Here is a 13,039-nt window from a genome sequence, read left to right as displayed (position 1 = left end):
TTTGGCAACAAAATATGTATTGTAGATTTTTACATACCGATACTTTAATTGATAGCGTAGCTAAATCAGGAAGAAGAAAAGCAATTTTTTCTTACATTTAAGGATGGCTAAATTTTCATCTTATCGCTGCTTCGTATCACTTATATTCTGCAGCATCATCTTCCCTGCATCTGCACAAAACAAACACACGTTTACTTCCGGCTTGCTTTTAAGGGCTGGCACCAGTTATGGCAGGGAAGCCTTGTATACTGATCCACTGGCTTACGCGCTATACACCAATACGCTGCGTACACCCTTTGAGGGAGAGGTCTTCGGAAAAGACAAAGATGGAAACGACATCAAATGGACGAAGATTACTGTAGATGGCGAGAGCCGTTTCAGGGGAAGAGGTGCTTCCAATGGTTATGTTTATTATGAATATATTGCCAGCGAAGCTCAATCTGCAGTATTAAATATCACCGGAAATGCAACCGTTTTTGTAAATGGGGAACCACATATGGGTGACCCATATGCTGCCGGCTGGATGAATATACCTTTAAAGCTAAAAAAAGGAAAGAATGAATTTTTCGTACGCGGGATTGGCCGGCAAACTGTGCTTACATTTCCTACCACCCCTGTTTTCCTGGATATAAATGATGCTACCGTTCCAGTTATTTCCGGAGCCCACAGCACAGAAACATCACTTAAGGCCGCTGTTGTTGTTGTGAATACCACAGCTGCAACATTGCATAATCTTAAAATGCGCAGCAGTCTGGCCGGAAAAGAAATGACTACTGCCTTGCCTGCAGTCCCGGCATATAGCACAAGAAAAGTATATTTTGACTTTGAAAAGTCAGCACGAGAGGGTCAAAATGACTGCTTACTTTCACTGCTTCAGGAAAATAAAGTTATTGATCAGAAAACACTGAAGATAGAAAGTGTAAAGCCGGGTGACAAATACGCAAAAACATTTGTGAGCGGCATCGACGGAAGTCTTCAATACTTTGCAGTAGCGCCACAAACTGGTGCTGAGCAAAAAAATGCTGCATTATTCTTTTCTGTGCACGGTGCCGGAGTAGAAGCAATTGGTCAGGCCAGGGCTTATCAGTCTAAAGACTGGGGAACACTGGTGGCTCCTACCAACCGCAGACCCAGGGGCTTTAACTGGGAAGACTGGGGCCGCCTTGATGCATTGGAAGTCTTGAATATCGCAAAAAAGCAATTGGAGCCAGACCCTCAACGCATCTACCTGACGGGACATTCCATGGGCGGACATGGCACCTGGTTTCTGGGCGCTACCTATCCGGATAAATGGGCGGCAATAGCGCCATGTGCAGGATACCCTACCCTAAAAGGTTATGGCTCTGCTGACGGACTAATTCCTGAAAGCAGTTCTTCTGAACTGGGCCAGTTGCTGCTGCGTACAAGTAATCAGAGCGATGTACCTAAACTGGCTTATAATTATAAAAAACTTGGAGTGTATGTATTACACGGAGATGCCGACGAAACCGTGTCCGTGAAATACGCGAGGCAAATGAAATCACAGTTGGCAGCGTTCCATCCCGATATGAGCTATTATGAATATCCAGGTGGATCACACTGGTATGGCAATCATAGTGTAGACTGGCTACCTATCTTCGATTTTTTCAAATGGCACACGATACCTCTATCCAAAACAGTAGAAACGATTGACTTTACAACGGCCAGTCCGGGTATATCAGCTTCCAACTACTGGGTAAGTATTCATCAACAGGTAATCCCACTAAAATACAGCAATATAAAACTAAATAGAAATCTGGATTCAGGCACGATCAGTGGAACTTTGGAAAATGTAGCTTTATTAAAACTAAGCTTATCAGATTTCCCTAAGGGCAAAGCGATAAACATCAGATTGGACAGTCTGAATACGCTCAAATACACCACCCATTCCGCTGCAGACAGTCTGTTTCTGGAAAAGCAGGGAAACACATGGACCTTTGCAAAGGTACCTGATATGAAAGTAAAAGGCCCGCACCGATATGGCACTTTTAAGGAAGGCTTCAATAAACACATGTTATACGTGTACGGCACGGGAGGCACAAATGAAGAACAAGCATGGAGTGTAGCTAAGGCACGTTTTGATGCTGAAAGCTGGTATTATAGAGGGAATGGTGCAATAGATATCATTGCTGATAAGGAATATTCCAAGGCAAAATATGCAGGCAGAAATGTAGTATTGATTGGCAATGGAACCACCAATTCGGCCTGGAAAATATTGCTCGCAGACTGCCCGGTGCAGGTCAACAAAAACACAGTGACTGTAGGAAGCAAAAAACTGACCGGAGATGATCTTGGTGCTTATTTTATCTGGCCTATTGCCGGCACGCAGTCAAATACCGTTTCAGTCATTGCCGGCAGCGGATTGAAAGGCATGAAAGCAGCCAATGCCAACCAGTATTTTGCAGGCGGCAGCGGCTTTCCGGATATCATGGTCTTCAGACTCAAAATGCTTACAGATGGAATTGACCAGGTAGAATATGCAGGTTTTTATGACAACAATTGGAACTTGAAATAGCTATATTTGTTTATCCTATTGTAAAATCATCCTAATTCTAACTATGAGTACCCCTTTGCTGTCTTTTAAAAATATCATATCAATATCTCCGATACCTTTAGCTGTTGTAGACACTGAAATGCGCTACATTGCTGCTTCAGAAAAGTGGCTCAGTCTTTATCACCTGGAAGATCAGGTACTTATTGGCCGGTCTCATTATGAAGTATTTCCTGAAATTGGAGATGTCTGGAAAAAAATCCATGCTGATTGTTTACTTGGAAAGGACCAGAATTGTGAAAACGATCCTTTCTTACGTGCAGATGGCACGTTAATGTGGCTTAAATGGGAAGTAAGACACTGGCTGGACGATAATGGAGCAATAGGTGGCATGATGATGTCTAGTGAGGATGTAACTCACAAAACAAATATCACTTTAAATGAGAAAAGGTTTCAGCTGTTTATGGATGAGCTGCCAGGTTTATGCTGGATTGCTGACAATACCAACATCTTAAAATATGCCAACAAGTGTTTTTTTGACACGCTCAGGCTAGGTAATGATGTGATCGGAAAAAATTACAATGCTATATTTGGCTCTGATATTGCCCGTAATTTACAAGAAAGCAATGACCTCGTTTTAAAATCAGGGGAAGGAAAAAGCTTTCATCAGACCGTAAGGGATCAACATGGACATCCTCAAATCTATAAAGTTTATAAATTCCCTTTTATTGATGAGGCCGGTGAAGGAAACATGATCGGTTCTATCGCCTTTAATGTTACTAAAAACAAACTACTCGAGGAAGAATTGTATCAAAGTGAAGCTCAGTTCAAGCTTGCTTTTGAACATTCGCTTATCGGTATGGCACTGCTTACACCAGATGGTGCATTCAAACGCGTAAACAGAAGCTTATGTGATATGCTCGGGTATTCTGAAGCTGAAATGAAACAGCTTAACATACGGGAGATCACCCACTCTGAAGACCTTACAACCACAGCAGTTCGTCTGGATGATATGACTACCGGTAAGATTGATAAAATTAAATTTGAGAAAAGGTACTTACATAAGGATGGTCGGGTGATCTGGGTGGTTATTGCAGCTACCATGCTGTATGACAGCCTGCATAATCCGTTATATTATGTATCTCAAATCGAAGACATTACCCGAAGAAAGGAAATAGAAAACGACCTGGTCCTCAGCGAGAAGAAATACAGAACCATATTTGAAAATGTTCAGGATGTATTTTACCAGACAGATCAGAATGGGTTGGTGACTGAGATCAGTCCTTCAATTGAACAGTATTCAGGTTATTCCCGCAAAGAAATCATCGGACAACCAGTTTCTGATTTCTATTTTTATGTGCAGGACCGTGAAAGAATAATTGATACGCTGCGTACCAGTGGGTTTGTGATTGATTTTGAGGTGAGGCTCAAGACCAAGGATAAGGAATTACGTTATGCGTCGGTTAATGCCCGACTGGTTGTTGAAAACGGTGCTATCGTAGCTACCGAAGGCAGTATGCGCGACGTAACAGCCAGAAAATTCCATGAGAATGAACTGAGGGCCTTAAATACTGAGCTGACTGCTTCTAATGAACAGAAAAACAAACTCCTGTCCATCATTGGGCATGACCTTCGCAATCCCATATCAGGGAGCCTGCAGCTGCTGAATCTTACACTTGACGATTTTGCTTCCAGTTCTGCCGATGAGGTACATACCTATCTTTCCATGATGAAGCAGGAGCTTTCCAATGCCAATAACCTTTTGGAAGACTTGCTGACCTGGGCAAAATCACAATTCAATGCCATAAGCTTCAATCCTGAAGTCATCACTGACATTTCAGGATTATTTATTAAATCCATCCAGACCATTGGGCCAATGGCTGTTAAGAAACATATTGAAATCGCTCAACAGGTAGATGGACAGTTCCAGTTCATGGCCGATAAAGACATGTTAGAAACGATTATCCGTAATCTGCTTGCCAATGCTATAAAATTCACCCACACTGGTGGTAATGTAATATTGGCAATCCAGAATAAAGAAAATGGCGTACTGTTCTCCGTATGCGACAATGGCATTGGAATTCCCGAAGAAAAGATTAAAACTCTTTTCGACAAGAATACAAACTATACCACTTATGGAACTTCCGGAGAAAAAGGTACAGGACTCGGACTAAGTCTCTGCTATGATTTTGTACATAAGCACGGCGGACAGATCTGGGCAGAAAGTGACCGGCCGCAAGGCACCTGTTTTTATTTCCTGATACCAAAAAAGGATAACTAGCGCGTTATTATTGTTTTTTTTATCTTTACTTTGGGAAACGATATACCGACCAAGGGGATCTTCAGCAGAACATGACAGAATCGAAGCTTGATGCAAATTTCAATGACGAAAAGATACTTTTACACCAGATTTCAACCGGTGATTCAAAGGCTTTCGGCATCTTTTTTCATCGCTATAGCCCTAAAGTTTATACTTATGCTTTAAAAATTGTCAAATCTGAATCCCTTGCCGAGGAAATTATACAAGAGGTATTTGTAAAAATATGGAACCTGGGTGAACAGTTAACCTCTATTGAGAACCTCGACGCCTACCTGCGTGTAATTACGAGAAATCACACTTTAAAAGTTTTGCGAAGGCTGGCACTGGAAATCAGGACCAATAAGATATTGGCTAAAGATTACCGGGAAAATCACAACGATACTGAAGAATACATCATTTTTAAGGATTCTGAAAAGATTTTAAACCAGGCTATTGAAAAACTGCCGCCACAGCAAAAACTGGTGTACCACCTGTGTCACCAGGAAGGCCTTAAGTATGAAGAAGCTGCTGAAAAGCTTAACATATCCAGGTTAACGGTAAAAACTCATATGCAACATGCCCTGCGTTTCCTGCGCAATTATGTAAGCACCCATACTGATATTGCCATACTGGTAATCCTGATGACTTTGCTCGCCGAAAAGCATTAATTATTTTTTTTCATTACTCACTACTCCTCTTCTCCCCGCCGGGGGTCTATATAAGAAAGGGAGCATAAAAACATCCTATCTATGAATACAAAATTAGACTATTTATACCAGCGATATGTTGACGAAACCTGTACTGAAGAAGAACGAGCAGAACTTTTTTCTATCATAGCCGCTAATTCCGATGAGCCGCAGATCGCCACTCTTCTCGACGGCACCTGGAATAAAATCAACATCAGCGAATTCCAGGCCCCGGAAAATGCGGAAGATATGTTGGCGGAAATTTTAACCCAGCACAAAAGATCTCCTGTCAAAAAAATAAAATGGTACAGATATGCAGCGGCAGCATCTGTAGTGATTGCTTTAAGTGCAGCACTTTATTTCTATAAATCTAACAAGCCTGCTCTTGATCAGAATACGGAAACGCTGAGTGACATTGGACCCGGTAGCAATAAGGCAACTTTAACACTGGCAAATGGAAAAGTAATCTATCTGGACAGCGTTGGAAGCGGCAGCATCGCACAACAGGCTGGAATAGAGATCACCAAAACTAAAGACGGACGATTGGTTTATAATATTGTCTCCAGTACGAAAAGTGATACTAAAACAGATCCTGTCTACAATACAGTCATTACACCGCGTGGCGGACAATACCAGATTAATCTTCCTGATGGTACCAAAATATGGCTCAATGCAGCATCCTCATTAAAATACCCGACAGCCTTTAATGGTAATAAACGCAGAGTTGAATTGTCGGGAGAAGCCTATTTTGAAGTAGCAAAAGACGAGAAACATCCTTTTATAGTAGCGACGGACAAGCAGGAAGTACAGGTGTTGGGTACACATTTCAATGTAAACAGCTATGCAGATGAAGGAGTGACTAAAACGACACTGCTCGAAGGTGCCGTACGGGTTTCGCAGGTCGGCATAGGAAAAACCACTACACTGCTTCCAGGCCAACAATCTATCTTGGATAACAATAATTTAACTACACGTATTGTAGATACACAAGAAAGCATAGCATGGAAAGATGGGTACTTTCAGTTTAACGAGTCTGATCTCGGCAGCATCATGAAACAGTTATCACGGTGGTATGATATCGATGTGGTTTTTGAAAGCAAACCTGCTACCGATCTCTTTCACTTTAAAATCCAAAGAAACCTCAATCTGAATGAGGTGATGAACTTACTTGAAATCAATGGTATTAACGTAAAAAAAGAAGGGAGAACGCTTATTGTAAAATAATAACAAGACAGTTACTTTAAAGCAAGAAAGCCGGAAGTGTTTCGACCACCTCCGGACTTAAGTTTCAGGTAAATAAAAATGAAATCGGGATAGACCACATTAAATTATCAACCCATCATCGGGGCTTACTGAATCTCTAAAAAAGGGAACCCGTAGCGCCACGACTAAACCAAACAAAAATATGAATAAAATTTTAGACGCATTAAGAGTCATGAAATTAATTATATGCTTACTAATCATCAGTTTTCAGGCCAGTGCGGTAGCATTTAGCCAGAATATCAGCTTGAGTGAAAAAAACGCAAGCATAGAAAGCGTTATTAAAAAGATCGAGCAGCAAAGCGGCTACTCCTTCTTTTACAAAGTAGACTTGCTCCGAAAAAATCCGGCAAAAATAAATCTTTCGCTAAAAAACGTAACCATAGACCAGGCACTAAAACAAGCCTTAAGCGATCAGCCGTTGACTTTCATCATTGTCAGTAATACTGTCATCATAAGGCCAAAGACAGAGCTTAGCGACAAAGATGATAGTGCCGCATCCAGGAAAGTGATCCGTGGAAGGGTAACAGATGGTAAAGACCCCATATCAAGAATATCAGTTAAGGTTGACGGTACTAACATTGTAGCCTTTACGGATGACAACGGTTATTTCACCTTAAACCTTACCCCCGGCACCTACCGCATTGTTTTCAGCTCTATCGGCTATGAAAGCAAAAGCATTCAAAAGGTAGTTACCGAGACTGATGACTCAGAAATAAATATTGTCTTAAATCCAGCTATTGCTCAACTGCAGGAGGCTGTGATTTTAGGTTACAGCACCAAAAAAGCCAGCGAAATTACCGGTTCCCTACAGACTTTCAGCGCCAAGCAACTGGAAGGTGTAACCACCAACAACCTGATTTCCCTGTTAAAAGGAAAAGTTGCGGGTATGTATATTACGGAACCTTCAGGAGATCCAAATAACAAAGCCTCTTTTGTTGTGCGCGGACAAGGTACTTTACCCATAACTGGGGGAACTGCAAATTTGCGTGTGAGCAATAACCTCAACCCACTGATCGTAGTAGATGGAATTATCTATGCAGATGTATCCTACCCCAGTGATATCGTGTCATCAACTGATATAGAATCTATTACTTTATTAAAGGATGCAGCATCAACAGCTATATATGGTTCCCGTGCCAGTCAGGGTGTATTGGTCATCACCACCAAAAAGGGTGTTGCCGGCAGCATGAAGCTGGACATCAACAGCACTTTCGGCGTTAGTAAAAGGTATATGGGGAAGATTGAATTCATGAACAGCAGGGAGCTGTATGACTATCAGCGCAAAATGCTCATCAACTCTTTTACTCTAAAAAATGAAAACTTAACTGAAGAAGCTTACCTAGCCAAATATCTACCGCCTGCTTCAGTTTTGGATACCTACACGGACTGGAACGATATCATTTACCGCGATGCGTTAAACAGAACTGTAGATATTGGTTTATCCGGCGGAACGGAAAAAACACGCTACTATTTTGGCGCCAACAGGTATGATGAGCAAGGACCTTTAAAAGGAAATGACTTGTTGAGAAACAGTTTTAAATTGAACCTGGATCACAATATCACCAGTAAGCTGAGTTTAAATGCCAATATCAGTACGATATTTGACAGAGGAAACAGAAGCCCTATTGGCGGACTAAACCCGCTTTCTCTACTTCCATGGTATACACTCGACAGCAGTGATGGGATTCCTAAAAAAGTACTTGGTACAGATGCGCTGGGCAATGTCTCCCAAAATCCTGTGTACGATTTACCTTATAATACAAACCTCACAAAAACCCAGCAAGTACTCGGCGTATTCTCTGCAAAATATAAAGTGTTCGACTGGCTGACCTTATCGTCTAACAACTCTTACAATACCACGTTCGTCAATGGGGATTTTTATGAGGACAGGCTATCATTAACCGGATTGGCAGATAAAGGGAGACTGACACAGAATAAAACCAACTCAAATTCATTCATGACTTCAAACCTAATCACTGCACGCAAGCAATATGGCTTACATACTGTAGGTGGTTTGGGAGGTTTTGAATACAACAGGAACAACTCTGAGTTCAATGCGCTTGCAGTAAAGAACATGCCTACCGGGGTTAAAGTTCCTTCAGCTGCTGCAGAGGTTTGGAATACCTTCAGTGGAAAGTCGTTCCGTGGAGAACGTTATGCCAGAGCTTCTTACTCACTATTCTCGGAAGGTAACTATAACTATGACGACCGCTACTTTGCAAATGCTTCTTATAGGATGGACTACTCAACAAACTTTGGCATAGACAAAAGGGATGGACACTTTTACTCAGTAAGTGGTGCGTGGCTGGCTACAAATGAGCAATTTTTACGTGGCAATAAATACCTGACCAACTTAAAAATCAGGGCCAGTTACGGAACCAGCGGAAAAGTTGCAGGAGAAGATTTTCTGACTGAGAGTTTCTATAATTTCAATTATCAATATGGTGGCGATCCTGCCGGTATCATCAACCAGCTGGGGAACAGAACGATTACCTGGGAACGCGCTTATGTTGGTAACCTTGGTATAGACCTTGGATTGTTCAACAGGATCACCCTCTCAGCAGATTTTTACAGGAAACGTAATACCGACCTGCTGCAAAGGGTAGCTACGCCATCAGTACTGGGTGTACCCAGCCAGTATCAAAACATTGGTGCTATGCTAAACCGTGGTGTGGAACTGGTATTGTCCAGTAAAAACCTGGTTGGTAAATTTACCTGGGAAACTGGTTTAAACCTGACTTTCAATAAGAATAAAGTCACCAAGCTATACGACGGAAAACTGACAAACGGAACCTTTGGCATCACCAAAGAGGGTGATGACATTGCTACCATACGTGCAGTGAAATGGATGGGTGTAGATTCACAGACAGGCAAACCTCAGTTTGAGCGTCTTGAGTTTGATGCCGCTACAAATTCTTATATCGGAAAAATAGTAAACACTTATGATGCAGTATTTGCAGGTTTAGTTGGGGATGCCTCTTCGGCACAGTTTCAAAAGGTAGGAAATTCTACGCCAAGGTACTACGGCGGCATGCTGAATACGTTCGGCTACAGCGGATTTGAACTATCAGTGCTGTTAAATTTTGCAGCTGACTACCTGGTGTATAACAATTCAAGAACCAGTTACTTTTCTTCTGAAGGAAATAACGTGTTAAGGTACAACCAGGTGAAACCGAGAGAGGGGCAAATGATATGGGACAAACCTGGCGACCAAGCCTCTGACCCTATGATTTATCGCGGCCGCACGGATGGTGTTGACCAGCAATTGATGTCGAGATTTTGGGAAGATGCAAGCCATATCAGAGTGCGCAACGTGAGGTTAAGCTATTCATTGCCTGCAAAACTGATCAACAAAGCCAAATTAAACAGGGCAAACATTTACCTCAGTGGCGATAATCTCTTCGTTTTCACTAAAAAGACGTTCTATGGGGTTGATCCTGAAGGAAACCTGGCCGGCGACACCAACAACTTTGGTGTAAGTGCAGGTTATGGCGCCAGCCGTAAGTATCTATTGGGTTTACAGTTAACATTTTAATTACGCAGACAATGAAAAAGTACATACTAAACGCATATCTATTTTTTGCAGCAATTGTATTGTTTGGCTGCAAAAAAGCAATCGACGAAAACATTAGACCATTTAATGATAAATCTGACAAGGAGCTCTTAGCTACCCTTGACGGACTGGCGTTGGCAACAAACGGCAACTATGCCCTACTAGTTACCCAATCGGCAGGTGATACCCAATATGCCATGAACTGGTTTAATTTAAGTGAACTGAAAGGCAATAACCTGTTGTCGGTTACACAGGCCTTTCCACAGACCAGAAATGATAGCTATATATTCAACAACTCACCCAGTCAGGGTCCCACTGCTCCTTTCTGGAGAATGTCTTACCGTCTTGTATTTGGTGCCAATAAAATCATTGATGCCGTTCAGGATGGACAGGGAGCTGCATACGACCAGCTTAAAGGGGAAAACTATTTCTTACGTGCGCTGGCATATTTCAATATGGTCAGGGTTTATGGCCGTCCATATTATGAAAATAACGCTTCAGGACTTGCTGTCCCATTATCCTTAAGTTCAATGGTGGATAAAGATTATGCACCTACAAGGAATACAGTTAAAGAGGTATATACACAGGTCGTTGCCGATCTTGAAAAGGCCGCTGCCCTGATGACACAACCGCGTACAGGAAATCCAAACAATTACGCGAGCAAAGAAGCTGCATGGGCCTTGTTATCACGTGTATATGTTTATATGGGCGGCACACCTTCAGCTCCTCAGAACGACTATAACACTAAAGCTATCGAATATGCCGACAAGGTAATTTCCGCTGGCAAATATACTTTGCTGCAAGGTACAGCATACAGTACATCTTTTGCCATAGATAGTAAAACCAATAAGGAATACATATTTGCATTCAGACATGATGATGCCAACGGAAATAAGATCAACGAATTTCTGATAGCAAGGGATGTATTCGGAAACCCATACCAGGGCGAATATGCTGCATCACCTGATTACATGGCTATCTTAAACCAAAACCCTTCTGATTTGAGGAAGAACTTCATTACCGTGGAAACAGATAAGCGGATAACGCTTGCTGACAAAAGCCGGAATTCAGTCAACAAATTCAATTATCAGCAAATAGCGCCGCCTGGAGGTTTTGATTTCAATGCACATACTAGAAGCGGCACACCTTATCTGCGCATTGCTGAGATGTATTTGAACAAGGCTGAAGCGCTTGCTAAAATGGGCAACAACGGCGATGCTTTAATTGCCCTGAATATTGTCAGGACAAGAGCAACAGCACCTGCCTGGACCACGGTAAGTCTTGCGACGGCAAATATGACGGTATTTCAGGCGGTTTTAAATGAGCGCAGACTGGAACTGGCATGGGAAGGACATTCATCATACGATAACTTCCGCAACGGCCTAGCTATGATAAGAAATTATACAGATTATTCGACAAACACTCCTTTAACGATTCAGGCCAACGACAAACGTATAATCTATCCTTTGCCACCAGGAGAAATTCTGTTGAATAACAATTTAGAACAGAATCCTTTATAAAGATAACATGAAAAAAATATTAACCGGACTTGCCTGCATTATGGTTCTATCCGCTTCCGCTCAAAACCGAGAGATCCTATTTAAGGAAGCAGACTGGAAAACACAGCTGGCAACAGCAAAAAAAGAAAACAAGATCATCTTTTTCGACGCTTACACCACCTGGTGTGGCCCCTGTAAGATGATGGCCAAAGACGTATTCACCAAAGATAGTGTAGCCGATCTGTTCAACAGTAGCTTCCATAACGTAAAATACGATATGGAAAAAGGTGAAGGTCCTGCACTGAAAGATAAATTCGGCGTAAGTGCCTACCCTACCTACCTGTTTATCAATGGCGATGGAGAGGTGGTGCATAAAATTGTAGGCAGCATGCCTGCCGGTGAGTTTATGGCAGAAGCCAGCAAGGCGATGAAACCAGAAAGCACTGCATTTGGACTCGCTAAAAAATTCAACTCCGGCGACCATTCTGACGGTACAGCCATTGCTTATATGGAAGCATTGGAAAAAGCCTATGAAGCCGAAAAGATGGGTACTGTAGCTAAAATCTATTTTGATGGGCTGCCAAAATCATCCCTATTGGAAAAAAACAACTGGGAGCTGGCATTAAAATACTTGAACAACCCCTCTTCACAGGCGTTTGCTTACTTATATACAAACAAAGCTGAGCTGGAAAAGACGTATCCCGCAAGCCAGGCAAACATGTATTTCGAACGTACCATGAACATGTCTGTTTACGCTGTAAAAAGATCCTACGAGAAAAAGACCAACCTGAAAGAAGCTAAAGAAATTGCTACTGCCATTAGGAAACTACAGACAAAACCTACCGCCGGGGCAGTTTCAATGCTTGCCCAGCTGGACCTGATCGAATTTGCCGCCGCTAACCAGTGGGATAAATTCTGTGCAAAAGTAAATGCAGTAATGGCGGATAATGATTTTCCAAGAAAAGCAGGTTTTGTAATCAGCTCGGCCAACGACATCGGGACTGCGGCACCTGCCAAATACTACCCTGACGCTATAAAATGGAGTAATCAACTGGAAAAGAGCAATCCTGACCTTTTTACCAGCATACAACTGGCAGATCTTAGAAAAAGGATTCTTAAAAAACAGGGTAAAACCGCCGAATCGGAAGTAATGGCTAATAAAGCGCAGGAACTAAGAAGTGAGGCTGCCAAAAAGGGACAAATGACACCCCCAATGATGAGAGATTAAAA

The 13,039-nt window shown here is 42.2% G+C and carries 7 protein-coding genes; all 7 read left to right on the top strand.

What is annotated here, in order from left to right; all coding sequences use genetic code 11:
- The first annotated feature begins 103 nt into the window (after positions 1 to 103).
- The 7 genes from FA047_RS04880 (at position 104) to FA047_RS04850 (ending at position 13,037) form a co-directional block, all read left to right on the top strand.
- Positions 104 to 2,533: a carboxylesterase family protein gene (locus FA047_RS04880; RefSeq protein ID WP_136834842.1), complete on the top strand. Its 2,430-nt coding sequence runs from the start codon at positions 104 to 106 to the stop codon at positions 2,531 to 2,533.
- A gap of 43 nt (positions 2,534 to 2,576) precedes the next feature.
- On the top strand, positions 2,577 to 4,790 hold the full coding sequence (locus tag FA047_RS04875; protein WP_136834841.1) for a PAS domain-containing sensor histidine kinase: 2,214 nt from the start codon (positions 2,577 to 2,579) through the stop codon (positions 4,788 to 4,790).
- 71 nt (positions 4,791 to 4,861) lie between these two features.
- Positions 4,862 to 5,476 carry an RNA polymerase sigma factor gene (locus FA047_RS04870; protein ID WP_136834840.1) on the top strand — a complete coding sequence of 205 codons (615 nt, stop codon included), beginning with the start codon at positions 4,862 to 4,864 and terminating at the stop codon, positions 5,474 to 5,476.
- Between the two features lie 81 nt (positions 5,477 to 5,557).
- Entirely contained in the window at positions 5,558 to 6,718 is a 1,161-nt protein-coding gene (locus FA047_RS04865; protein WP_136834839.1) for a FecR family protein, read from the top strand.
- Between the two features lie 181 nt (positions 6,719 to 6,899).
- The gene (locus FA047_RS04860; RefSeq protein WP_136834838.1) at positions 6,900 to 10,292 is read left to right on the top strand and encodes a SusC/RagA family TonB-linked outer membrane protein; all 3,393 of its coding nucleotides are present in this window, start codon (positions 6,900 to 6,902) and stop codon (positions 10,290 to 10,292) included.
- Positions 10,293 to 10,303: 11 nt separating this feature from the next.
- Positions 10,304 to 11,830, top strand: a complete 1,527-nt coding sequence (locus tag FA047_RS04855) for a RagB/SusD family nutrient uptake outer membrane protein (protein ID WP_136834837.1) — start codon at positions 10,304 to 10,306, stop codon at positions 11,828 to 11,830.
- Between the two features lie 7 nt (positions 11,831 to 11,837).
- A complete protein-coding gene (locus FA047_RS04850) occupies positions 11,838 to 13,037 on the top strand; it encodes a thioredoxin family protein (RefSeq protein WP_136834836.1) in 1,200 nt (399 codons plus the stop codon).
- Positions 13,038 to 13,039 lie beyond the last annotated feature (2 nt).

This window comes from Pedobacter frigoris, from assembly GCF_005116445.1.
Classification (GTDB): Bacteria; Bacteroidota; Bacteroidia; order Sphingobacteriales; family Sphingobacteriaceae; genus Pedobacter; species Pedobacter frigoris.
This window is presented reverse-complemented; position numbering and strand designations above follow the sequence as displayed.